Annotated in this window: 22 protein-coding genes and 2 pseudogenes; 16 read left to right on the top strand and 8 right to left on the bottom strand. The window is 41.7% G+C overall.

Annotated features, from left to right (window positions below):
- Nucleotide 1: 1 nt before the first annotated feature.
- The 9 genes from dnaB to UB51_RS21870 all read left to right on the top strand — a co-directional run bounded on the left by dnaB (nt 2) and on the right by UB51_RS21870 (nt 11,242).
- On the top strand, nt 2–1,360 hold the full coding sequence (gene dnaB, locus UB51_RS21910) for a replicative DNA helicase (RefSeq protein ID WP_044879126.1): 1,359 nt from the start codon (nt 2–4) through the stop codon (nt 1,358–1,360).
- Nucleotides 1,361–1,557: 197 nt separating this feature from the next.
- Nucleotides 1,558–2,847 (top strand): adenylosuccinate synthase, encoded by a 1,290-nt coding sequence (locus tag UB51_RS21905; protein WP_044879125.1) that lies wholly within the window; start codon nt 1,558–1,560, stop codon nt 2,845–2,847.
- Nucleotides 2,848–3,069: 222 nt separating this feature from the next.
- Nucleotides 3,070–3,723, top strand: coding sequence for a hypothetical protein (locus tag UB51_RS21900; RefSeq protein WP_044879124.1), 654 nt, complete (start codon nt 3,070–3,072; stop codon nt 3,721–3,723).
- Nucleotides 3,724–3,971: 248 nt separating this feature from the next.
- Nucleotides 3,972–5,495 carry a M23 family metallopeptidase gene (locus UB51_RS21895; protein WP_044879123.1) on the top strand — a complete coding sequence of 508 codons (1,524 nt, stop codon included), beginning with the start codon at nt 3,972–3,974 and terminating at the stop codon, nt 5,493–5,495.
- A gap of 196 nt (nt 5,496–5,691) precedes the next feature.
- Nucleotides 5,692–6,420, top strand: a complete 729-nt coding sequence (gene yycF / locus UB51_RS21890) for a response regulator YycF (protein ID WP_044879122.1) — start codon at nt 5,692–5,694, stop codon at nt 6,418–6,420.
- A complete protein-coding gene (gene walK, locus UB51_RS21885) occupies nt 6,420–8,246 on the top strand; it encodes a cell wall metabolism sensor histidine kinase WalK (RefSeq protein WP_044879121.1) in 1,827 nt (608 codons plus the stop codon). The genes yycF and walK overlap by 1 nt, the downstream gene beginning before the upstream one ends.
- Complete coding sequence (locus tag UB51_RS21880) at nt 8,243–9,520, top strand: YycH family regulatory protein (RefSeq protein ID WP_044879120.1); 1,278 nt, start codon at nt 8,243–8,245, stop codon at nt 9,518–9,520. Before walK ends, UB51_RS21880 begins: the two co-directional genes overlap by 4 nt.
- A 156-nt stretch (nt 9,521–9,676) precedes the next feature.
- A complete protein-coding gene (gene yycI / locus UB51_RS21875) occupies nt 9,677–10,429 on the top strand; it encodes a two-component system regulatory protein YycI (protein ID WP_044879119.1) in 753 nt (250 codons plus the stop codon).
- Between the two features lie 6 nt (nt 10,430–10,435).
- Nucleotides 10,436–11,242: an MBL fold metallo-hydrolase gene (locus UB51_RS21870; protein ID WP_044879118.1), complete on the top strand. Its 807-nt coding sequence runs from the start codon at nt 10,436–10,438 to the stop codon at nt 11,240–11,242.
- Here UB51_RS21870 and UB51_RS21865 read toward each other — a convergent pair.
- Nucleotides 11,211–11,417 (bottom strand): hypothetical protein, encoded by a 207-nt coding sequence (locus UB51_RS21865; RefSeq protein ID WP_044879117.1) that lies wholly within the window; start codon nt 11,415–11,417, stop codon nt 11,211–11,213. The genes UB51_RS21870 and UB51_RS21865 overlap by 32 nt on opposite strands.
- A gap of 410 nt (nt 11,418–11,827) precedes the next feature.
- Here UB51_RS21865 and UB51_RS21860 point away from each other — a divergent pair, with 410 nt between their 5' ends.
- The 3 genes from UB51_RS21860 (at nt 11,828) to rlmH (ending at nt 14,311) form a co-directional block, all read left to right on the top strand.
- Complete coding sequence (locus UB51_RS21860) at nt 11,828–13,081, top strand: S1C family serine protease (protein WP_044879116.1); 1,254 nt, start codon at nt 11,828–11,830, stop codon at nt 13,079–13,081.
- 306 nt (nt 13,082–13,387) lie between these two features.
- A complete protein-coding gene (locus tag UB51_RS27395; protein ID WP_082063225.1) occupies nt 13,388–13,555 on the top strand; it encodes a CxxH/CxxC protein in 168 nt (55 codons plus the stop codon).
- Between the two features lie 276 nt (nt 13,556–13,831).
- Complete coding sequence (gene rlmH / locus UB51_RS21855; RefSeq protein ID WP_044879115.1) at nt 13,832–14,311, top strand: 23S rRNA (pseudouridine(1915)-N(3))-methyltransferase RlmH; 480 nt, start codon at nt 13,832–13,834, stop codon at nt 14,309–14,311.
- A 396-nt stretch (nt 14,312–14,707) separates the two neighbouring features.
- On the opposite strand, the gene UB51_RS21850 is transcribed toward rlmH, so the two are convergent.
- The gene (locus tag UB51_RS21850; protein ID WP_044879114.1) at nt 14,708–15,502 is read right to left on the bottom strand and encodes a CPBP family intramembrane glutamic endopeptidase; all 795 of its coding nucleotides are present in this window, start codon (nt 15,500–15,502) and stop codon (nt 14,708–14,710) included.
- A gap of 109 nt (nt 15,503–15,611) precedes the next feature.
- Nucleotides 15,612–16,406: a MerR family transcriptional regulator gene (locus tag UB51_RS21845; protein ID WP_044880361.1), complete on the bottom strand. Its 795-nt coding sequence runs from the start codon at nt 16,404–16,406 to the stop codon at nt 15,612–15,614.
- Nucleotides 16,407–17,092: 686 nt separating this feature from the next.
- Between UB51_RS21845 and UB51_RS21840 the strand changes: the two genes are divergently transcribed.
- Both UB51_RS21840 and UB51_RS21835 read left to right on the top strand, forming a co-directional pair.
- Nucleotides 17,093–17,902, top strand: a complete 810-nt coding sequence (locus UB51_RS21840; protein ID WP_267884714.1) for a helix-turn-helix domain-containing protein — start codon at nt 17,093–17,095, stop codon at nt 17,900–17,902.
- 70 nt (nt 17,903–17,972) lie between these two features.
- Nucleotides 17,973–19,073: a phosphotransferase enzyme family protein gene (locus tag UB51_RS21835; RefSeq protein ID WP_082063223.1), complete on the top strand. Its 1,101-nt coding sequence runs from the start codon at nt 17,973–17,975 to the stop codon at nt 19,071–19,073.
- 932 nt (nt 19,074–20,005) lie between these two features.
- Here the strand turns inward: UB51_RS21835 and UB51_RS29150 are convergent.
- Both UB51_RS29150 and UB51_RS29145 read right to left on the bottom strand, forming a co-directional pair.
- Nucleotides 20,006–20,371: an MFS transporter gene (locus tag UB51_RS29150; RefSeq protein ID WP_234405487.1), complete on the bottom strand. Its 366-nt coding sequence runs from the start codon at nt 20,369–20,371 to the stop codon at nt 20,006–20,008.
- Between the two features lie 5 nt (nt 20,372–20,376).
- A complete protein-coding gene (locus UB51_RS29145; RefSeq protein ID WP_234405682.1) occupies nt 20,377–20,928 on the bottom strand; it encodes an MFS transporter in 552 nt (183 codons plus the stop codon).
- 685 nt (nt 20,929–21,613) lie between these two features.
- On the opposite strand from UB51_RS29145, the gene UB51_RS21825 reads away from it, so the two are divergent.
- On the top strand, nt 21,614–22,687 hold the full coding sequence (locus UB51_RS21825; protein WP_445322342.1) for a chitinase: 1,074 nt from the start codon (nt 21,614–21,616) through the stop codon (nt 22,685–22,687).
- A pseudogene (locus tag UB51_RS21820) lies at nt 22,677–23,303 on the top strand (amino acid permease); the annotation flags it as partial. The gene UB51_RS21825 and the pseudogene UB51_RS21820, both read left to right, overlap by 11 nt.
- A gap of 192 nt (nt 23,304–23,495) precedes the next feature.
- On the opposite strand, the gene UB51_RS21815 reads toward UB51_RS21820, so the two are convergent.
- From UB51_RS21815 to UB51_RS21810, 3 genes and pseudogenes are all read right to left on the bottom strand, one after another.
- Complete coding sequence (locus UB51_RS21815; RefSeq protein ID WP_044879112.1) at nt 23,496–24,266, bottom strand: metallophosphoesterase; 771 nt, start codon at nt 24,264–24,266, stop codon at nt 23,496–23,498.
- A gap of 59 nt (nt 24,267–24,325) precedes the next feature.
- Nucleotides 24,326–24,498 (bottom strand): annotated as a pseudogene (locus tag UB51_RS29140) (ABC transporter ATP-binding protein); the annotation flags it as partial.
- A 43-nt stretch (nt 24,499–24,541) separates the two neighbouring features.
- Nucleotides 24,542–25,120, bottom strand: a complete 579-nt coding sequence (locus tag UB51_RS21810) for a TetR/AcrR family transcriptional regulator (protein ID WP_044879111.1) — start codon at nt 25,118–25,120, stop codon at nt 24,542–24,544.
- Nucleotides 25,121–25,142 lie beyond the last annotated feature (22 nt).

Here is a 25,142-nt window from a genome sequence, read left to right as displayed (position 1 = left end):
GATGGGTGGCGAGCTGTTTTTTGATCGGATTCCCCCACAAAACTTAGAGGCAGAACAAGCTGTAATTGGCGCTATATTACTACAAAGTGAAGCTATGATCACGGCAATGGAGCGGGTGCAGACCGAGGATTTCTATGATAAGCCGCATCAATTGATTTATGAAGCTATGATTGACCTCGGAGAGCAGAATCAACCGATAGATTTAATTACGCTGACCTCCTTGCTCCAGGACCGTGGACAGCTTGAGGATATCGGCGGCGTAAGTTACTTAGCAAGGTTAGCTCATGCTGTTCCAACGGCAGCGAACGTCGATTATTATGCGCAGATTATTGAAGAGAAATCGATGCTGCGGCGCTTGATCCGTACAGCAACGCAGATTGTGAGTGAAGGGTATACGGGAGGAGAAGACGTCTCCGGCATGTTAGGGGATGCAGAACGCCGTATCTTGGAAATCTCCAATCGACGTAGCGGAAGCGGATTTGTGTGGATTCGTGATGTACTCATGGATGTGTTTGAACGGGTAGAAATGCTACATGAGAACAAAGGTGGCACCTCCGGTATTCCAACAGGATTCGTTGATCTTGATAAGATGACCAATGGATTCCAGCGTAATGACCTTATTATTGTAGCTGCCAGACCTTCTGTAGGTAAAACGGCATTTGCTTTGAACATTGCTCAGAATGTCGCTGTGCGTGCTAAGGAAACCGTAGCTATTTTCAGTCTGGAAATGTCTGCACCTCAACTTGTGCAACGGATGATCTGTGCGGAGGCTAACTTGGATGCAAATGTGATGCGTACGGGTGAATTTAAGGATGACGATTGGGCCAAGCTAACCATGGGAATCTCCTCTCTGTCAGAGGCAGAGATTTATATCGATGATACACCGGGTATAACGGTAGCGGATATCCGTGCGAAATGTCGTCGTCTTCAGAAAGAGAAGGGCCTTGGCATGATTGTTATCGATTATTTACAGCTTATTCATGGTCGTGGTAAAGCTGGAGAGAATCGTCAGCAGGAAGTATCTGAAATTTCCCGTACTTTGAAGCAGATTGCACGTGAGCTTGAAGTGCCAGTAGTGGCGTTATCCCAGCTAAGCCGGGGTGTTGAGCAACGGCAGGACAAGCGCCCCATGATGAGTGATTTGCGGGAGTCTGGTTCTATCGAGCAAGATGCTGATATTGTCTCATTCTTATACCGTGATGATTACTATAATGCGGATACAGAGAAAAAGAATATTATTGAGATTATTATTGCTAAACAGCGGAACGGTCCAGTAGGAACGGTTGAGCTTGTATTTCTTAAGAATTTCAATAAATTCGTTAATTATGAACGAGCTCACTCAGATCCATTTGCAGGTTAATGTTGTGCAAAAACCATGATGCTGGGGAAACGATAATCTAATTCCGAACAATTGCACATTTCGATGTGTGATTGTTCGTTTTTTATTTGACTTTGAAAATTGGGGCTGTTAAACTGATATTGCTGCTTTAGTACAGTGAATGGATATGCTAACAGAGTAATTAAAACAAGGTGTATAACACCCAAAGGGGAATGAACATGTCAACAGTAGTCGTTGTGGGAACACAATGGGGAGACGAAGGCAAAGGCAAAATCACGGACTTTCTCGCGGAGAGCGCTGATGTGGTTGCCCGGTATCAAGGCGGCAACAACGCTGGCCATACCATTCTGATTGACGGTAAAAAATATAAACTCAGTCTTATCCCATCAGGTGTGTTTTATGATGATAAGATCTGCGTTATCGGTAACGGAATGGTGATTAACCCGGCTGCACTTATTGAGGAAATTACCTACATTCATGATAATGGATTCACAACAAATAATTTGGTCATTAGTGATCGCGCACATGTCATTATGCCCTACCATATGCTTCTTGATGCATTGGAAGAAGATCGCAAAGGACCGAATAAGATTGGTACAACGCGTAAGGGAATCGGCCCTTGTTATATGGATAAAGCAGCGCGTAATGGTATTCGAATCTCAGATCTACTTGATCCAGAAGAATTCGAATTGCGCCTCCGTCAAATGATGAAAGAAAAGAATCATATGCTTGAGCAAGTGTATGGGGCTGAACCACTAGATGTAGAAGAAATCTTGAAGCAATACCTGGAATATGCGGAGTTTGTTAGACCTTATGTAACGGATACATCGGTCGTGTTAAACGAAGCTATTGATGAAGATCGTAAGGTATTGTTTGAAGGAGCACAAGGTGTGATGCTTGATATCGATCAAGGTACATATCCTTTCGTGACTTCTTCTAATCCTTCTGCTGGTGGGGTATGTATCGGTTCTGGAGTAGGTCCATCTAAGATAGAGCAAGTTATTGGTGTTGCTAAGTCTTACACCACTCGTGTGGGAGATGGTCCATTTCCTACTGAACTTGATAATGAAGTAGGTCATTATATTCGTGAAAAAGGATTTGAGTATGGTACCGTTACAGGTCGTGCTCGTCGTGTAGGTTGGTTCGATAGCGTAGTGGTACGTCACGCTCGCCGGGTTAGTGGTATCACTGGATTGTCTCTCAACTCGCTAGATGTTCTATCTGGACTGGATACTGTGAAGATCTGTACTGGATATAAATATCGTGATGAAGTGATTCAGTATTACCCAGCTAGTCTCAAGATGTTGGCAGAATGTGAAGCAGTCTATGAAGAGATGCCAGGATGGAGTGAAGATATTACAGGAGCTAAGACATTGGCAGATTTACCTGAGAATACGCGTAATTATGTACAACGTGTATCTGAATTGACAGGTATTCCAATTGCTATCTTCTCCGTTGGACGTAATCGTGATCAGACGAACCAAGTATTACCTATTTACAAATCATAATGGATTGAGATCCATATCATAAGCCTGTCTGCCGCTATGTAGCGGTGGGCAGGCTTTTTTGTGTTTTTTGGTTCAACACCAAAATCAGTGCTTGAAAAATATATGGATTGATAAATGACCGCTACGCGGATGGATTGTCCCTTATTTGGGATTGAAACCCTTCCATATGGTCAATACTGTCATAGAGAAACACCAGAATGGAAGTAAAGGGGGATGTGACACATGAAATTCATGCAATGGCTGTTGAAGATAGCCTTAACGGTTACACTCGTTAGTGCCTTGACGGTGTTCACGACGGGAATGGTAGTGAATACGTATCTTGAATCGATATTAGCCAAATTTAATATTGAACTTGAGGGACAGACATTTACATGGGGTGGTATGTTGCAAGGAATGCTCGGAATGAATACCGAGACGAAGAATATCAATACCGATACCGACACGGACCTGAAAGTTGAGAAAGCTACTGTTAATAAGGATGACAACAAGATGCAAGGGACAAAAAGTAAGGGGGATTCTGATTCTGAAGAGGCTGGAGAGAAGGCGCCGGTGGATGCACTTCCTGTGATGGGTCAGAATCAATCAGAGACGACAGAATCAACAGATCAGAATAAGGTAGATCAGCCAGGGAAAGATCAATTGGTTATCGTGACGCCTGATGATGTCGTGCGCAAAAAGGACAATTTACCTGCAAGCGAGAAAGAAGAAATATTTAACATATTAATGACTAAACTCCCTCAAAAAGAAGTACAAAATATATCTAGCGCCATGGAGAATGGTCTAACGGAACAAGAGCTTATTAGCATAGAAAAGACGCTATCCCAGTACTTAAGTCAAGAGGAGTATGACAAACTAATGGCACTACTGAAATCATAAGATAAAACAGTTATCACATATTTGTCATTAATATAAGTTGTCCAGATTCAGGGGAAATGCGAAAACCTGCATTGTGAGCGGGTTTTTTTGGCATTGGGGTAAGCTTGAATAACGCTTTAAGCATGTGTTAAAGTAAATAATAGTTGAAAAGGTTAAAGTTTTGAAACCTTTTGAGGATTATAATTCATCCGACAAGGTGATATCAGTTACGAACGTAGTAGCGATTGGGCTTACAAAAGGAGAGAAGTATGAACGTGTTCAAAGGTATGCAAATGTTTCGAAAAACAAAGGACAAGTTGGAATCCAGTAGCGAGCCTATTAAACTAGAAGAAGGCAAGGATGACGGTTCATCCCCTAAGGGTAGAAGATGGCTCACGATGTTGGCATCAGGAGTGGTTATTACTACAGGTCTTATATTTGCGGGTAATGAGTACATTAATGCTAACAAGGTTCCTTATTATAAGGTGTATGTTCAAGATCAGGAAATCGGCAAGATTAAGGATAAGGAGCAACTTGAACAATTATTTAACCAGAAGAGAGAAGAATATCAAAGTAAGTATCCTGATGTAGAAATGGTATTACAAACGGAAGGAATTACTACGCAAGAAGATGTTGCTTTTCTGGAAGAGGTGGATAGTTCGGCGACCCTTCAAAAGATAGACGGCATGCTGAAGGCTTATGCTAAAGGTGTTGAGATGAAGGTGGATGGTAAAGTGGTTGCCATTCTTAGGGATCAAAAGGCGGTAGATGAGGTATTGAAGCAGGTGAAGCAGGAATACTTGCCCGTAGTAGCCAAGAGCCAACTGAACGTGAAGAAAATGTCCTACTCGTCAAGCAGGGGCGCTGCTGTGGAGGCATCCGTTGCGCCAGAATCTTCTGTTCAATCGGTTAAGATTGGTGAAAGGATCGATTCCACTCCTGCTAAGGTAGACCCTAACAAAGTGTTAAGTGCAGAGGATGTGGCGAAGCTTCTAGTCAAGGGAGAAGAGGCTCCAGTGCTGTATACAGTTGCTGAGGGAGATACAATAAGCTCCATCGCTAAGCGTTATTCGGTGACTGAGAAGGAGTTGTATCTTAATAATCCAGAGATCAAGGAAAAATATCTTCAAATTGGTGATTCGTTGAAGCTAACAATTCCTAAATCTCCATTAACAGTAACTACGGTAGAACAAATATCTGAAGAGGTTGTGACAGAACCTAAAGTGGAGATTCGTAAAAGCTCAGATCTTCCTGCAGGTAAAACGAAGGTTGTCCGTTCAGGACGAGAGGGTCTTAAAGTAATGGAGTATCTCGTGACGAAAGAGAATGGGCAAGTGGTCAATGAACAGTGGCTGGGTCAAGAAGTGATTAACGAATCACTAACTGAGGTTGTGTTGCAAGGAACAAAGATTATAGGTCAAGGGTCAGGGCAATTTGCTTGGCCGGTGAACAGCGCAACCATTACGAGCACATACGGCTCCCGTTGGGGTAAAACGCACAAGGGAATTGATGTCGTATCAGGAAACCGTACGATAATGGCCTCAGATAGCGGCATTGTAACCTTTACAGGCACTATAAGTGGCTATGGTAATGCAGTGATCATTAATCATAGTAATGGTTACACGACGCTATATGGGCATCTCAGTAGAATTACTGTTAATCAAGGTGAAGCTGTTGATCAAGGGAAAGGTATTGGCATTATGGGCAATACAGGTCGCTCAACAGGGACACATCTTCATTTTGAAATTCTCAAGAATAACGTCGCCCAGAACCCAATGAAGTATTTAGAATAAAGATAATTTATTTAGCATAGAGACAATCTATATTATTCATTTCAAAGAGAGCGATACCTTGCAAGGGAGGTATTGCTCTCTTTGCGGTTTGACTAGTAGGGGTGTCATAGGTAGGGTGTGGCTGCCTCTCAGGTGTGTTAAAATAATAAAAGAGAGTATAAGACTTATGTCTTGAAATATAAGGTGGGATGATGTCATGCAGGGAACCATTCTGGTCGTGGACGATGAACAACCTATTGCCGATATTCTGAAATTTAACTTAGAAAAAGAAGGCTACGATGTCATTTGTGCCTTGGATGGCATTAGTGCTGTTGAGTTGGCTTTGACAAAGAAGCCGGATCTCATATTGTTGGATCTGATGTTGCCAGGTAAAGATGGGATGGATGTATGCCGGGAAGTGCGGGCTGCACATTTACAAATGCCTATTATTATGTTGACAGCTAAAGATGGGGAGATCGATAAAGTTCTAGGCCTAGAGCTAGGTGCGGATGATTATGTGACCAAGCCATTCAGTACACGTGAGTTGTTAGCACGAGTGAAAGCACATATGCGGCGGCAGATGAAGCCTGCTATTTCGTCCGAGGCATTAGCAGCGGATGAAGAGAAGCAAGGGGTAAAGCATTTTGACTTGTTCATTGATACGGACATGTATTTAGTGTTTAAGAATGGGGAACCGCTAGATCTGACGCATCGTGAGTATGAACTTCTATTTTATCTTGTAAAGCATGCAGGAAAAGTGATGACGCGTGAGCATTTACTTCAGGCCGTATGGGGATTTGAGTATTTCGGAGATGTACGCACGGTAGACGTAACCATTCGTAGACTTCGTGAGAAAATAGAGGAGAATCCAAGCAAACCCGAATATATTCTTACCCGTAGGGGGCTCGGCTATGTCATGCGCAGTCCTAAAAACGGAGGGCTGTAATGAAAATGGCCTCCTTTTTCCGCACGATTCAGGCAAAGCTTATTATCGTATATATGCTGCTGATTCTAATCGCCATGCAGCTGATTGGCGTCTATTTCGTGAGTACTATGAAAAATTCACTAACCAGCAATTTTACCAAAGATCTGCAAGAACAGGCAGAACTGCTCTCAGTCATGGCTGCGGACAAATTGGGAGGCGAATTCGACGCCGGGAAGAATTCGGTTGAAAGCCTAGCAATTATCGTTAATAATCTATTTAATTTAAGTGGAGTGGAGATTCAGGTACTCGATGCTAATGGTAAGGTAATGATCACCTCTCTCTCTGCGCATGATAATTATATAGGACGCAAGAATACGCAGACGGTGGTTAGTCGTGCACTTCAAGGTATTAGTGATAATGAAGAGTATATGATAGATGAAGATAATGAACGTAAGCGTGTCGTTGCTAAGCCTGTTATCAGCAATGGCAAAATTGTAGGAGCCATATATATCGTTGCCTCCATGGGTGAGCTACATGACACGATGGGGCGCGTTAATAATATATTCATATCAGGGATATTAATAGCGCTAGGATTAACGGCGGTATTAGGCGTTATTCTAGCGCATACTATTACGCAGCCAATCATAGAGTTAACTCGTCATGCTAAAGCGGTAGCGGAAGGAAGCTTCGATCAGAAGATGCCGATATTCGGTAAAGATGAGATTGGACAGTTGAGTGAAGCCTTTAACTATATGACAAGTCGACTACAAGAAGCGTTGCTGCAGAATGAAGAAGAGAAAGAGAAACTAGCCTCAATCCTCAGCAATATGAGTGACGGTGTCATTGCAACCGATGAGGCGGGACATATTATTCTGGTGAACCGTCGTGCTGGAGAGATGCTAAATCTTGACGAGGCGTCAGTAGTCACTCGAGACATTACGTTATTGCTTGGGCTTGATCTAGAGCAGTCACAGGCATTTACCGAGGGAACCATTAGTACTACGTTACTTGAGATTAGTCCTGAGGAAACGAACGCTCCGTATATGGTGCGTGTAACGTTCATGCCTATTTATCGGAGGGAGTTCGGTATTACTGGCACCATTGCTGTACTGCAAGATGTGACAGAACAAGAGAAATTAGAGGCTTCTCGCCGAGAGTTCGTCGCCAATGTATCTCATGAATTAAGAACACCGCTGACGACAATTAAAAGTTATACAGAAGCGCTTGATGATGGTGCATTAGAGGACCCACAGTTAGCACCAAAGTTCGTGGGTGTTATTCAGAATGAGACAGAGCGAATGATTCGCCTTGTTACAGATCTCCTTCATTTATCAAGATTGGATAATAAGGAATCCTTCTTACGTAAGCAGATGACGGATATGTTCGAGATGCTAGAGGATGTGAGTGATCGGTTCTCTTTTCAAATGCAGCAGAAGAATATTCAATCAGAAATTACAGTGGAAGAGAAAATCCAGAGTGCATGGCTTGATCGCGATCAGATTGACCAAGTGTTGGATAACCTCGTATCCAATTCACTTAAATATACACCTGAGGGTGGGAAGATAACGCTAGATGCTAGATTAACAGACAATCATATGATTGCGATCTCTGTTCAGGATACAGGGATAGGAATCCCTAAGAAAGACTTAGGACAGATTTTTGACCGTTTTTATAGAGTGGACAAGGCCCGTTCACGTAACATGGGAGGCACAGGACTTGGGTTGTCCATTGCCCGGGAAATTGTTAGTGCCCATGGTGGCACAATAGCTCTTCAATCGGAGTTCGGACAAGGGTCGAAGATCACCTTTACACTGCCTCTGCAAGAAGAAGGAGGGGAGACGATATGAAGGAGAAACTTAAGACCGCGTTGTTAGTGTTACTGGTAACGAGTAGTCTCATTCAGAGCTATTTCTTAATGTACCGCCTCCCTGGAAGTGATTCTATAGCCAAATCAGCAACGAATTATATTAAGACGGATGATATGGGACCTGAGGAACGAGCGGAGAATCTTATTTATCCAGACAGAATGATTATTCATATGGGTGGGAATAAGCATACTATCTTCTACCCTCACTCCACTTTCTATAATTTGATTTTCTCACGATTACAGGCGCGGAGCTTTGATAGTTTTCAACGTCGCTCTATACAAAATATCGATATCAATGAATTACGCTCTCAGAACGATGGCATTGAATTAACCTTTGCATCGGGAGTACCCGTAACTCTATTAGAACGGGTGATGCAGATTCAGCCAGACGCATTGTTCCAAGCGGAGCAAATTAATCGCATCTGGATTTATAATGTTAAGAATGAGTCGAAGGCGCACGCACTGTTCTTTAGCACAGAAGGTGGTGTCGTCTATGAGGCAGGTAAAGCGGATCTCACGGCACAAGATGTCCAGCAACATGTTGATTTCGGTAAACAGTGGACGGCTTATACTTCTACTAAAGGTTCCTACTATATTCCAGAGGTGGATATAGATGTGATGGAGGTTGAATTTGAGATCGGCGTGTATACTACGGAGCAAATGCATCGGAGTCTATTCTTTGATCCAAGTATAACTCGTAACATTCGAGAGAAGGATGGATCGGAAATATATACGGATAGTAAGCGAAGTTTACAGGTTAGACAGGAGCAAAAATGGATGAGCTATACAGACCCTGCAGCGCTTCCTGCCGGCGAGAGTAGTGCGGATACAGATGTACTGGCCGCAGTTGATTTCGTGAACCAGCATGGTGGGTGGAACGGCGAGTATAGGTTAAGCGTGGTTGGTAGTGGGGAGGAGGAGAATGGCGTTGTGTTCCAGCAGTATTATGGTGCATATCCCGTTCTTGATACACCACAATTTAAGTATGGTGTCATGACTCTGAACCTACAGCAGGGTACCGTGTCCGCATATCAGCGATCACTAATCTACAGTAAACCTGGCAGCGTAAGCAAGAAAATGAAGAAATTACCGGGCGGGGATGATCTGAAGGCTAAGCTTAAGAATGAGGAGATTATATCTGCTATCGTGGATCTCTATCCGGCCTATCAGCCGTCGTTGACGAAGAAAGGTATGCAGCTTACTCCGGTGTGGGCAGTGAAGTTACAGAACGGTACAGTGACTGTACTGGAGTAGGAAGGATTTCATTTGTCGCAGCTTAACTTAGAGTTGAGCATGAAGAGGGCGGATTACAGTAAATGCGTATTCAAAAAGTCGAGTTACTTCGTGATCAATAGATTGCTTTTTGAACAACTTCTATAAATAGATGTACTTAGTGAAGGAGGAATAGGGATGGATTGGGGACGAGCCAAAAATGTACTTATATACGCGTTCTTGTTGCTTAATCTTGTACTGGGCTACCAGTTATGGATAGATGTGCGCGAGCAGGCGAACGCCAATCTAGACTTTACTTCATTAGGCGCCAACACTCAAAAGATGATGAAGGAGAAGAATATTCAGCTCTTATCATTAATTCCGAACGTTACGCCTGTGCTTCCTAAGATTACTTATCACTACCTTACGGGGGATAGCACCAGCGATCCTGTCGTGTTAGAGCAACCAATTGACAGCAAGCTAGTCTTTATTGGCAACGAGTTAGTGAAGGCACTGGCCAATCAAATTCCTCAAATTAAGGACTATCAATTCGACCCTACGTCTAGAGAAGATGGGGTCTTCGTGCTTCACCCTCTTGTTGAGGGCAAATGGCCTCTTTTCAATGATCAGACGAAATTGAATTTAATGTATAGTGATCAGAAGATTAATTCCTATCAACTATCCCTTATTGAAATTAATTCTTCAAATGAAGAGGAACAGCAGAAGGTACTACCTGCGGCAGACGCGTTAGGGACTTTGGTCGATAACAATTATATTCCACCGAATTCGGTGGTGAAGGATATAAAGCTAGGTTATTATGGAGAGATGTTTAATTCGGAGAATCAGGTCGCAGCTCCTGCATGGCGTTTCACGCTAGAGAACGGAGTGTACTATGTGCAAGGCATTAGCGGGGATGTTATTAGTCCTAAGACCGAGAAAGTAAAGGAGTAGAGATTCATGGGGATATCTTTTACCGTGTTGTCGAGTGGGTCAACAGGGAATGCAACAGTAGTTACGAACGGAGATAAGACGCTCTTGATTGATGCAGGATTCAGTGCGAAGCGTATTGATGAGCTACTTCATGAACGAGATCTAGTAGGAAGCGATATTGATGGTATCTTAGTCACTCACGAGCATTCGGATCACATCAAAGGATTGGGACCGGTAGCACGTAAATATAATCTGCCGATCTATGCCAATGAGAAGACATGGGATGCTATGAATAAATCGATAGGGAAAATTGCCGAAGAGAATCGGATCGTGATGGATAGTGGTGAAGCGATGGATTTCGGTACACTTCAAGTTGAATCTTTCGGGATCTCACATGATGCTGCTGATCCCGTCGGTTACAATTTCTATGATGGAGAAGAGAAGCTTAGTGTAGCTACCGATCTAGGGTATGTGAGTGATAAAGTGAAGCGGGCCATCTCTGATGCAGACGTATTGGTATTGGAAGCGAACCATGATATCGAGTTGTTGCGCATGGGACGCTACCCATGGAATACGAAGCGTCGTATTCTCGGCGATATGGGTCACCTCTCGAATGAGGCTTCGGGTGAAGCGATGAGCGAACTGCTGACCGGAGGCACCAAACGAACATATTTAGCCCATTTAAGCCGAGACCACAATATGATGGATTTAGCCAAAATGACCGTGCGGGATGCCATGGAAGAACGTGGATGTTTCTATAAAGAAACGGATTTCCAGTTGTGTGACACCTATTATGATCGCCCTACGCCATGGGATAAGGTGAGTAAGCCATAAATTGATCAAGCTCAGCTGCTTTCTTTTCCATTTCTTCACGGGTGAAGACACCCTTGTCTACTAACAGTTCGAGCATTGTGCTGATGGCGAGGGTGTTGCGGTAATGCTCATCCTTTAAATCTGCCAGCTTGGCAATCATCGACACCATGTCCATAGATAAATTAGATTGTTCCATCGTTCTAAAACCCTCCTTCAATTCGTGACAGCACTTCCAACATCAACCATTGATCTCTTGGATAAAAAATTATGTCCGTAGAGTCACGTATGATACAATAAAATGACCGATATGAATCTATGAAATTTTTTTCATCAAGAGTTATATTGTTAGTGTAGTCGATTTTGTTCAAAAACATTCCTTTAATCATACAAAATTTATTGAATCTGAAATAAAATGTACCTTTGGACCTATTTTCCAATAATATTTTTGAGAAAGAGGTCTTTTGGAGCTTAGACCGGCGTATTTGTGGTGATGTAAAATAAAAGGAGCTTACAGTGCAACCTTTTGGGATGTTTCGTAGTTTAAAGTAGTATAGGTTGTAACGGCCCAGGTTCTTGGTGCGTGACAACTAGGGGGAGAGGATCACGATGGGCTTGTTTGATGATGAGTTTTACTCGACCAAAGTATCGAGACCAAAAAAAGAAAATGCCAAAGTAAGAAGAAGATCTATAAGTTGGCCCCGCCCCCGTCGTCGTCTAGGTCTGTCCACTTTGCAGATTTCCTTGATTAGTTCGGTTGTTAGTGCGTTTATGACAGTTCTATTAATCAGTCTGATTACAGGGTTACCCACTTCACCGAAGGATTCAGCTACCGTGAGTGCTGCTCCAATCAAGCAGATTGAAGGAGATCCTTTCGAACGACTTATTCAGGCGGCGGCGAAGGTTCGTCCTGCTGTGGTGAGTATCGTTAATTATAAGGATCATAAGAAGGATGTCCTAACGTTAGATGAATCTGGCGTCGGGTCAGGAGTTATTTATAAACAAGAGAACGGTCTTGCTTATATCATTACGAACCATCACGTCATTAATGAAGCTGAAGAGCTGGAAGTGATAACCGTTGATGGTGAGAAGCGTAAAGCCAAGTTGATCGGTACAGATCCCGTTAATGATATCGCAGTATTGTCTATAGATGACAAGAATATTAAAGTGATAGCCGAGATGGGTGATTCAGATAAATTACGCCTGGGCGAGACGGTTATTGCTATTGGGAACCCACTTGGGCTTGGCGATACGCTAACCTCTGGGATTATCAGTTACACGAATCGTATGATTCCTGTGTCTCTGAACCAAGATGGTGTTTATGATTGGGAACAAAAGGTCATTCAGACCGATGCTGCCATTAACGAAGGTAATAGTGGTGGCGCGTTGGTTGATCTAAACGGTAAAGTCATTGGTATTAATACGATGAAAATATCGGATACTGGTGTAGAAGGATTAAGTTTCGCTATTCCAATGGATCAAGTGATGAAGACGGCCGGGGATCTGATGGAGAATGGTAAAATATCTCGTTCCTACCTTGGCGTATATACGGTAGATTTGAATAATTCCTTCTCTCCTATCGATGCAGATCAACGTAAGGAACTGAAGTTACCTAGTGATGTGAAGGATGGCGTTCTCGTTCTAGATGTGGTTGGCCCTGCGCTGGATGCAGGCATGAAACTGAATGATGTCATTACGCAGTTTAATGGTAAGGCGATTAACAAGACACTCGAGTTAAAGAAGTTCCTCTATAATGAGACGAAGGTTGGCGATGAACTGACGATTACTTACTATCGTGAGGGCGAACTGAAGACCGCTAAAGTATTGTTGAAGGATAAGCCTGAGCTTGAGGACGTGAAGTAGGATAGCAAGCATGTAAGTAAGCTGTTCTACATTGAAGTCTAAGTGGCGTAAATACGTGTCTAAAGTTGATGGTTCAACTAAGTTGGTTACTTTTGCGGGTCAGGAACGAGTAGGAAGGTACATATACACCGCAGGTACTGGTTGTGAACCTGAGAAGATAGAGGTATATTTATGTATATAAATTGAACTAAAGTTTACACCCTCCAAATGCTATAGATTCTAGCGAAAATTTAGCATAGGGGGTTCGTCTTTAGTTCATTTTATGTATTTACAGCAGAGTGTAAATCAGAAAGGATGCTTTCATTCATGTATGTGGTATGTAAAGATCATGTAGAACTTGCGATTGATATGTTCGTCGATGAATTTGAGGATGCGCCTGATATTGTAGATCTGAAGGAAACGGAATTCTCCGATTGGGATCCACCAGTGAAATGCCGTGAATGCGAGCAGTCCGCACAATATTTGGTCGTCTAGAATAGAAAAGCAGAATAGTTGAAATTAGGGAGGGGCGTGTTTTTGCGCCCTTTTTGTATTTGTAGAGGAGAGCGGGAGAGAGCTTCAAGGACAGGAATAAGGATAATGAAAAGGTAAAAGAAAGATAAGTAGAATCAATAGATTATAGGAATTAAATAAAGTACATGAATTAATGAATTAATGAATTGATGAATTGATGAATTGATGTAAATGAATTAAATAACCGTGAGGGTTTATCGTAGAAGGCATACATAAATAAGGTGGAGGTTAGTTGAGATGTTCATTCAGATTATTGGTGTCGGCAAATTGAAAGAGAAATATTTAGTGTTGGGCATTCAGGAATATGCCAAGCGGCTTACTCCTTACATCAAGTTCCAGATGGTGGAGGTAGCGGATGAGAAGGCACCCGACACCTTGAGCGAAGCAGAGGTGTCACAGGTTAAGGATCGCGAGGGCGAACGCATCCTCGCGCATATTAAGAGCGAGGCGCATGTCGTTGCGCTCGCTATCGGGGGCCAGCTATGGAGTTCGGAAGAGCTGGCCGCAGAGATCAACAAGCTCGGCACCTATGGGACGAGTCATGTCGTGTTCGTGATCGGAGGAAGCCACGGGCTCTCCGATGCAGTACTGCGTCGCGCCCAGCGGAAGCTCAGCTTCGGGCGCATGACGTTGCCGCATCAGCTGATGCGGCTGGTGCTGACGGAGCAGGTGTATCGGGCGGTGAAGATTAACCGGGGTGAGCCGTACCATAAATGAGGCGAAAAATTATGCTTCTTCGCCACATTAATCGGCAAGCTCTAGAACGGTAGATTTCTGACCATACTGCTATCAATAAAAATAATAGGGCGGTAGGGTGTAACATGTGGATTAATACAAATGATAGTAACTGGATGTTTAAAATGTTTGAAGTAGCAATGGCTCTTAAATCTCCATGGGAACTGGCGAGGAAATTTTCCCGCAGGCACAAATCACATTTGATAAGTTGCACGTTATGAAGCTGTGGATGAAATTCGTCGTGAAGAACAGAAAATTGCACACGGATTAAAAAAGACAAGATATAATTAAGCACTGATTTTTAAATTGAGTCTATAAAATTTGCTGCTATTTAGGCAAGGCACACCATAACTACTGCAAATGAGATTTATACTTTCATTATTCATATAGTACTTTCTTCGGATTTATAACTATTAGTATAACCGCTACTATACAATATAAAATTGCGCTATACATGATCAAATCAATTACGTTTCCATTTATGATACCAATAAAAAAATTAAAGAATTGATGGATTATGATTGGAATGACTAAATTCTGATTCAAGTTATAAAATGCTGTCATCATAATCTTTGTTGCTATAATTGAAATCATAAAAAACACAATATACTTTATTAATTCAATGCCCATCAACCCTGTAGTAAACCATATTGGTAGATGCCACATTCCCCACCAGAATCCTATTATTATAGAAGCTTTTAAAGGTGAATACTTCTTTTGAAGCTCATTTTGAGCAAAGCCTCTCCAGCCTAATTCTTCTCCTAATGGTCCTGACAATAAATTCCTAAAAAAGAAGTATATCAGCATTCCAAAAGAAGAAATTGTATAAATTGACCCTGCTCCACTCGTATTAGATGATACAATAAACACGATAACTCCAAATATTAAAACTTGGATCATAATGGCTATAATAGCCACAGATAACTTGAGTTTATTCTTGAATTTATCTTTTACGAATTCTATAAAACGCTGTTCCGGATAAATTCTTTTAAATAAAATGAAAAAGGCAAAGGTTGACGACCAAGAGGATATACAGAATAGAATATCAAATATCACTGAAGGAAATACTAACATACTTGCTGCTCCAACGAGCAAAAAGAGTGGCCAAAAAATGATATTGGTTAATAGAATAAAGCTTACTATTGGTCTCTTTAAGGTTTTTTTTCGTTTCATCAATAATCCCCACTTCAAACTAAGTATTTAGCAAATACAATACAGCATGTATTTACTAATATCTTCAGCTTAAACCTGGGGGTAACACTCAGGTCAATACATTATTGTACTATTTTATAGGAGCATAAATTTCCAAAAACACACGTTCAAGTCCATCTTCATAAGTAGTAATGATCATATTAATAAAAACCAATCCCAATAGTTCATAACTATTTTCTATGGCTACTCTTCTTAAGTTCTCTTCGACTTGATCATCTATATTTTTTCCATTAGTTGACCATCTACCGTCTTCAATAATGGTATAAATACACTTGGGATAAGTAAGAACTTCACCCTCTATATCCTCATTAATGTCCTCTACTTTATGTACAACTATAAATCTATCACCTATGATACCTTCTTCATTAAATTTTATTACTCTTCTTAAACCTGTTAATGTGACTGCCTGCTTTAAATTGCCTGGATTGTTTTGTAGAATATCATATTCATCATGAGCTGCTAAATCTGTTATTTCACCTTTCACTTTCAAAGGGTTCATTTCTTTTATCATATATTTCCCTAGATATTGCTTTACTTTTTGACAATCCGATTTAATGAGTTGAATACGTTTTAAAAGTAAATTTTTATATTCAATTTCCTCCAGTACTTGTTGTTCTTTCTCCTCTAAAAGTAATTCTAGCTCCTCTATACTCTTGCTTCTTCTAATATCTTGAATCTTCTTGATTTCAATATCAATTTCTCTATAAAAATTTATGGTTACAACATCATATATATCAAAATGATTATATTTTCTATATCCATTTGTATCATCTTGTTTAGGCTTTACTAATTCCTTTTCCTCATAAAATTTTAATGTATCTCTGGATATCCCTAGAAATTTAGCTACTTGTCCGATTGTATACAATTCCATCCTCCTTGTACTCCCATAGATTCTTTAAACTATGATATCTTATTACTATAAGTTAATACAGGCATAACAGCGAATTTAAAAGAGCCAAATAAGGTGACCTCTACATTGTATATGATCATCAATTTTATAAGGGAAATTCATGATGGATAAAATTTTGCCTCAGAGATGTTACGGTGAGCCGTATCATAAGTGACGGCGGAAGATTGGGGTGTAAGAGGGTCTGAGGCCTGTAAGATCGATGACTTATAAGAAATTCTAGCCCTTAAAGTGACTTAGGGGCTTTTTTTTATATGCAAGAAACGACAATGTTTTCCATATTGTGGTATGATTTTACAAGTAGCAATTATGTGATCCATTAAGAATTGATAAAAGACATTATGTATAGGACGTTAGTCGAAATGGGTACAGAAGACGAACGTTCGGGGGCGAGGAAACACGATATGTTTTCAATAAACATAGGCGGGATGCTTTTATAGCTATTGAACGCGAATTAATGTAACCAAAGCCCAATTTGGCCGTAAATCTCCATTATACTTTAATTGTGTAACCCACAGAATTTGTACTATAAGGAACAAAAAGATCCTAGGAGGGTGACATAGGTTATAGAACCATACAAGTTACTATCTGAGCTCCTATCACGAATAGAAGAAAATGTTTCTGATACGAGCGAGTCGGAATATTTGGCCGATCTCCCGATATCCTTAGTTCATTTGCGACGACTTTTTAAGTTCGCTTTCGGCGTGCCGCTGCAAAGCTATATCCGCTCTCGAAAGCTAGCCGTCAGCTTGGAGAATTTGATGCAAACCGAGAAGCGGATCCTCGACATTGCAATCGAATGTGGTTATGAACATGAACAAACTTACATCCGCGCGTTTAAACGCGAGTATGGGCTTACGCCTGGCGAATGCAGAGAATCCGGCAGAAACATTCACGTAACACCTCCTCTACATCTGTTTCCAAACAACGATGTTTGTGGAAATTTGGTGTACGGGCCGAATATGGTCATGATTCCATCCTTTCATTTAATCGGGTGTATCCATCGAATTGAGATCGCTGAAGCACCGACAGAAGCACCCGAAGCTGCCAAACAGTTTTGGTGGAACAAGCGGCATAAAGTGCCGAGTCCAGTAGAACCCAATATCTATTACGGTCTAACGAGAACACCTAATCCATCGCTTAGTTGGACGTACTATCTACCGTCTATGCGCGTAAAGGATCTGAACGATATTCCTGATGGCTTTACAGGCGACACCGTCCCTGCTTCCTTGTGTGTCGGCTTTCGCTATATTGGGAACCATCATTACGAGGAGATTAGCGAACTACGCGCAGAAGCGCTGTATACTGCCATCGATAGGCTTGCCAAGGAGCACAACGGGAGATATGTGCTTCTGGATAACGAATTCTTCTTCGAAAAAATCGACATAGATGCATACGATGGCCAATATTGTCAAATGGAATGGTTTGCGCCAATCAGAGTGAAGTACGATTAAAATGATCAAAAAAGTCCATTGGGCATGCCGCCATTGTGGTATGTTCTATTTGTATCGTAATCATAAATAGATGTTTGTACGAAAAGGAGAGGTAGTTATAAATTATAACGAAGTTGTTGCAATCGGAGATACCTATTTACTTACAGCAGTATCAGAGTTGTTCGGATTAGAAGGCTATGAAATCCAGCGGATTCCGGCACATGATGGAGGGCGGAATGTCGTTTATACCTGTGAGAAAGAGGGCGAGGGCGCTAAAATACTCAGAATCGCTTTCTTACATGACAGGAGCCGGGAAGATTTTCTGGGAGAAGTTGAGTATATCAGGTATTTATTCGAGCATGGAGGAAGTGTCTCCGATGTAGTCAGCTCTAGGAATGGGAATCTGCTGGAGGAGATCACCCACAATAACCACACTTTTTTTGTCTGCCTATTTGAAAAGGCTAAGGGCAAAATGCTTGTAGAAAATAATTATCGGTACCGTGAAGACGCTCCGATTTCCGAATATTATTATAATTGCGGTAAAGTCCTGGGGAAACTGCACCAAATATCGAAAGGATATACACCTGTCCATCGTCGGTATAGTTTTTTTGATAAATTTAATGCTGAATATATCGATAAACTGATCCCCGACTCCTTATCCCTGCTTAAGGAAAAGCTGGTAGAGATCCTTAATACTTTAAAAGGATTGGACAAGAATCAGGAGACTTTCGGTATGATTCATTTTGATTACAACGATGGGAATTATTCGATAGATTTTGATACCGGGCAAATAACCGTATACGATTTCGATAATTCATGTTTCGGTTGGTATATGTATGACCTAGCAGATCTCTGGACACACGGAGTAGGCTGGATACAATTCGAACCAGACGACGGCAAACGAAAAAAGTTTATGGAGGATTATTTTAATACAGTCCTCGCGGGATACAGATCTGAGACCAGAATCGAAGATTCGATGTTGGATAAGTTGCCCTTATTTATCAAAGTAACCCTCATGGAAAATATTTTAGGTTATTTTGAGGATATGCAGAACGATAGTGAAGAGACTGAGTGTGAAGGGGAGCTGTCGTATCTCATAAAATGCCTGGAAGACGATATCCCGTATAAGGGATTTTTCCATGAGATTTACTCGTGTGAAGAACCCTTTGAGTATGAGGTACGAAATATTTAGTCTTTTTCGAGCAGTTATGGTCAAAACTCAAGTCCTATCTGCTCACCGTTAAGGCTAGTTCGATCATCGCTTTTCGCCTCGCTATCCCTGATACGTTTAAGCTTGTTACGCCACATGACGTCCTTGCCTGGTTTTCCTCTACTTGAAATTAATGTAAATTGTTAGAAATTATATAAGGTCGGGGCGGGGAAAATACGAGCATATCAAGCGTATCCTGTAGATTAGCAGTAGAATTTACTAGCCCTTAAAGCCCCTGTGAGTTCGCCTCGCAAGGGCTTTTTTTCATGCGATTGTATGCCAATAACACCGCAGCCGAATTAGGTTTGAGTATACCACGAACGTAATTTGCTTCCAAATAGCGCATAACATTACCCATGGATGTTTGGTAACCACATGCGAAATGAATAATTGAACCAGTTGCGGGACGTGATTCTGACGCTGTGACGAGGAGTGTTTATGATCAAGATAAAATTGGAGGTTTCGAGCAATAGAAATTCCTTATTGTAATCAACAGGAAATCCCTACCAGAAAATCCTTATTATTTCGACGACCTTCAGTGCATGGTTATGAAGAATTGATCATAATCCTCGGATTGAAATTTGTTTAATTTAATGAGCTAAGAAGTCAGAAATTATGCGCCGCGGCGGATTTTTCGCCGATAGACGCGTTAAGCTGAATCGCACCATAAATAGGGCGGAAAATTTTATTGTAGGAATGCTGTGGATTAAGTGGTTTAAGACCCCTAAGGCAACAGTTTTTTTGGGTTTTTCTTATGAGAAGAATCGACACAAAGAGAACCCTTAATAAACCAACCCAGCACCAAAATAAGTATTGCGAGGATAAATTCAATCCAAAAAACCGTTTGTAGACCGGCAACCATGCTTTGTGTTTTCCCATGCATTGCAGTGGGATCGAGCGAATGGTGAAGATAACTATTGGCTCCGGATGACATAATGCCGACGAACAATGCGATGCCAATTCCCCCAGCAATCTGTTGGAGCGTATTGAGGGATCAGGTGACGTGGAAGTTGATTCAATCCTGTCGTCTGAGCCGGCATGACGACGAACGACATGCCTAAGAATAAGAGGACATGACTGAACAGAATGGAACCTTGTGTTGTATCACTGTCGATGCCGGCAAACAGCCACAACGATATGGCTATCAGGAACAGTCCGGGTCCGGGCACTATGACGAATCTCGGCCCGAATTTATCGAATAATTTTCCCGTCACTGGCATCATCATTGCGTTTAAAATGCAGCCTGGCATCAGAAATAAACCTGTCGCGAATGCTGTCAATTACATCACATCCTGCATATAGATTGGCAACAATGTCGTGGTGGCGAACGAACCATCATCAGGACTACTACCAATACCGCAACCAAAGAAAAAGTGGGATGCCAGAATACTGAAAGATTAATCAAAGACTCTTTGATCTTGAGCTGCCGCCATACAAGCAAGAGCAAGAAGAGGCTGCCTATGGCAATCGAAGTGTAACCCTCGGGTTCAGTCCATACATTTGTTCGGCTGAAGCCGTATATGACGCAACCGAAACCGATGGTTGACATCACAATGGATAAAAGATCGACCCTTGGTTTGGTTAGTTCTGTCACATTCTTTAAGTAAATGAATGCATAAATAATCGAAAACAATGCGACAGGAATCACCATATAAAATAGCCATCGCCAGTGTAATGTATCGATGACCAGACCCGATAAAGCTGGCCCGATGACAGGGGCGACCATAATGACCAGCCCCATGAGACCCATGGCCGCACCCCGGCGTTCCGGTGGATAGAGGGCAAGAATCGCAGATCCTCCTGTTCTGTCTCTCATATTGGCTTTGAATATATACATTATCACCCATAAAATATCAACAAATAAAATTTCCGCGTGATAACGGCGGAGAAGTTACTGCGCATCGCATCCGCCAGCAGTTTCAACATACCGTAAAGAAGGCTAGGGAAATGAGGGAGCAGGCGGCAGAATTGCAGCAATCTGGGCAGACTGATTTTCAAGTAAGGGTTGAAGTACAGCAGTTATTAGATCAGGTGAGACCTTCAGATGTGCAGCATAACCAAACCCCAAAATTGGATTACCTCATAGTCACCCCAAAACGATCATCTGTAACAAATTGTTAATATTGAGGCTCTCGTCATTCGTATCATAAAACAAATAAGCGATTGAGTCCTAAAGTGGTTTCATTGTTGGCATCGATTTGAAGCCAACCTCTTTTTTTACGGATGTTTGATCTGAAAATAAGTTTATTTTCTATCAATAATAGTTGATTACTCATATATAAAACAATTTTAATGCTGATTATAATTGGATTATGGTTATATTTCCAGAATTGGAGGATGAACATGAAAACGAAGATGACAAGCAAGTGTTTTTTTTATTGCCGCCATTGCACTGCCTGTCTTGTTATTGTTTATATATTTAAGTTCAATTCTTTTTACTAATTCTAAAATGAAGCCGCAAGTCCTATTAACCACCTTATCTGGAAGTGGAATCTGAAGTGAAAACTGGAGGGAAAAGTGAAGTGAAATCTGAAGATTTAGATGTATTAAATGTTGGTCAAAGTCGAGTTCTTACCGCTTCCGAGGTCACATCCTTGTGGGGGAGAATAGATCCACAATTTTCACCAGACAATGCCGTTGCCGCTGTACAAAGTGCACTGCCACAAGAGGAATATGAACAATTGTTCCCCTACCGTATTGGCACGGCGGAATGGCACAAATTTGCCGCAGATCAACCAAATTACAATGCAGATCAAACCGACTATTATTCCTATAACAACTTGATTGCTGCCGTTAAGGATGTAGCTAATATCAAATATAAGGTGGAATACAGACAGGACGATACTAAGAACAGTCGCGTATTTCGATTAGATAAAGAAACGAAGACAGAAACACTCATCTACCAAAATGCTAACTTTAAAAATACAACGGTTCCGATTCTATCGAAAACGGTCGATTTTGGTTCCTTTATTAAAGAAGGGTCTGATTTGAAACGAAAGCATGAGCTGGCAGCTTTTCTTGCCAATATCTCGCACGAAACGGGTGGAGGTATGCCAACATCTCCTGGAGGTCCGCTCGCTTGGGGTTTGTATTGGAATGAGGAAATATCTTATATTAACACCACCACGGTCAATTATGTTGAAGCAAATGATAACTTTCCGCCAGTTGTGGGCAAATCCTATCATGGACGCGGACCGATACAGCTGAGTTGGAACTACAATTACGGATTGATTAGTGGAATTATTTATGGCACCAGAGATAAGCTGCTTCAACAGCCTGAGCTTATTGTGAACGACGGCAAGCTAGGCTTTATAACGGCGATCCTGTTCTGGATGACACCACAGCCTCCGAAGCCTTCCGCTCATGATGTGATGGTTGGCAACTGGACGCCTTCTGAATCGGATATTTCTAAAGGATTAACACAGCCGGGCTTTGGTATTACCATTATGATCATTAACGGCAATCTTGAAGGCAACTTAGACGAAACTGACCGTCGTATCGGTCGCCGCGTTGGTTTATATCGTAAAATTACAACTCAAATGGGGATATCGATTGAAGGAGAGAAAGTAAATACTTTAGGTATGAGTCCATTTTAGAATTCTATTCTTTTACGTGGGTGCAATTATTGCTCTATTATGCATTAACCCCTGGACGGAGCTAAGTCCGGCAGAAAGTCCTTTTGTTAAAACATTTAGTTTAGTGGGGATTCCGATTGCCGCGGGAATTATTAACTTTGTCGTATTAACTTCAGCCGTTTCTGCTTGTAACAGCGGGATGTTCTCAACAAGCCGTATTTTATATAACTTAGGCAAGAATGACCAGGCTCCATCTCATTTTGCCAAATTGAATAACAATCATGTTCCAAAAAATGGGTTACTCATATCCACGCTTGTCCTATCTGTAGGAGCTCTTTTGAGTAAGCTTATTCCGGAACAGGCTTTTGGAATCGTGACAACCATTAGTGCCATTTGTTTTATTTGGGGTGTGGTTCTCATTTGCCATATAAAGTATAAGAAAACCCAGTCGCAATTACATGAAAAATCAAAATTTAAAGCACCATTTATTAATTATGTTGTTCTAGCTTTGTTTGCTATCATTCTCATTATTATGCTATTTGCTGAAGAAACACGTCCGGCCTTATTGTTAACGCCTTTATGGTTTATTCTATTATTTACTTTGTATTATGCGAATAGAAGGAAGAGGGAAAAATAACAAAACCTCAGTACTACAGACTTTCTTCAGCAAAACGAAACTATGCTAACGGATTTCATAAGCCAAAAATCGAAAAAGCATGAATGGAATGTGTTGAAGTCATAACCGAATACTTAAAAAAGGCCATCCGATAGGGTGGCCTTAAAATTTGCCATTGCAGATAGCACGGTCAGCGTAGTAAATTATGACCAATCAATAGAGCTCATGAAGAGTAACTTCACTGCGAATAAGGAATCGAGCATTTATACCTGTCTGGCCAATCCCTTTGGAGATGTAGAACTTGCCATGGGTGCCTGAATGCATTCCCTTGTAAATACCATCGGCTGCCAGCTTGCCTTTATCTATGAATCGGAACAAAAAGGGTACGTTGAACTGCATACCGTGGAAATGGCCGGCCATCAAGTAGGTATACTTGCGTTTAATAGAAAGAACAAGATTGGGATTATGAGTGAGGACTAGGATCGGTTTGCTTGGATCGATGTTTGCGAATGCTTGATCAATCTTGCTTTTCTTGCTGCCTAAATCATCGATTCCAACAATTTGAAAGTTATCAACCAATATCGACTGATTGCTAAGGACCTGTATACCCGCGCTTTCGAGAATGTGGATAAGCTGATTAAAAGCAGTGAAGTTTAGGCGATGATCATGATTCCCCAATACCGCAACAACAGGAATGCCGGGCTTCGCAATCGCGTTAGCATACCGCTGCACCTTGGATAAATGTCGGGATTTCTGAGTAAAGTCTCCCGTGAGAAAAATATAATCAGGAGCTCCTTTGGTAATCAAGCGAGTCAATCTTTCCGGACTGATACGGAGTTTCTCCACGTGTAGGTCGCTAATTTGCAGAGCTCGGATTCCAATCCCACAAGAGTAGCGGACACGTTCCACCTTAAGCCATTGAGTCGGAAAGATCAAAAGGAAATAGATTACGACAGCGATAAACAGGATAATAAAAAAGATCATGGAGTAAATCCTTCCTTAATACAAAGTGGAGATAACAATACTACTGTCTTTAATGCACCGTCAATATTATGATTGGCAAATTCAGTTATATCCATAATTCTCATCGCTTCGTCAACTGCCTCGGACTCTTTTTTTGTCCATCCTCTGAGCAACGATTGGTGTGGGAACCTTCCTCGTTCAAGCAAATCCGCACAGAAATTCCTTCCGGAACTATGGGGGATTGCGGTAGCATTCTTGCGACTCGAAGTAATTGTTGTGATGGCGAGAAATACAACTCAGGTAGAGCGGATTCCTTCAAATGCGTTTTGTACCAAATGTTGCACATAGGTTTCATCCAACTTCTCACCTGTTACAAGCAAACGATAGAAAATCGGTCCGTAAATGAGATCAATGCATATGTCGATGTCGAGGTCTTTTTTCAGTTCCCCGAGTTGAATCCCTTTCTCTAATAGACTTCTTGCCTCAAGTCGGCGGGGACGGAAAAATCGAGTACGATAAGCCTCCGCCAATCCTGAATCAAACTGTCCTTCGCCTAATAGCTCCGTAATGATGGTTCCCTCCCGACTTGTCAAAAACCGGGTTAAATTCGTGGCATGAATGAGAATATCACTAAATGCCGAATCCGTATCAGGCACTGGCAATCTGGTCGTGGCGGCATACAGGAAACCATCCATTACCACGGCAGCTTTGTTAGGCCACCATTTATAAATGGTAGCCTTGCTAACTTGAGCACGATCGGCGATTTTATCAACTGTGACGGCTTGAAAGCCATTTTCCAACAATAACTCATAGGATGCGGAAAGGATAGAGTTTTGCGCTTCTACATTACGCGGTCTTCCTCTTTTACCATTCATTGTAATCGTCACCTTTCATCAG

It is taken from the genome of Paenibacillus sp. IHBB 10380 (assembly GCF_000949425.1).
GTDB lineage: Bacteria > Bacillota > Bacilli > Paenibacillales > Paenibacillaceae > Paenibacillus_AQ.
This window is presented reverse-complemented; position numbering and strand designations above follow the sequence as displayed.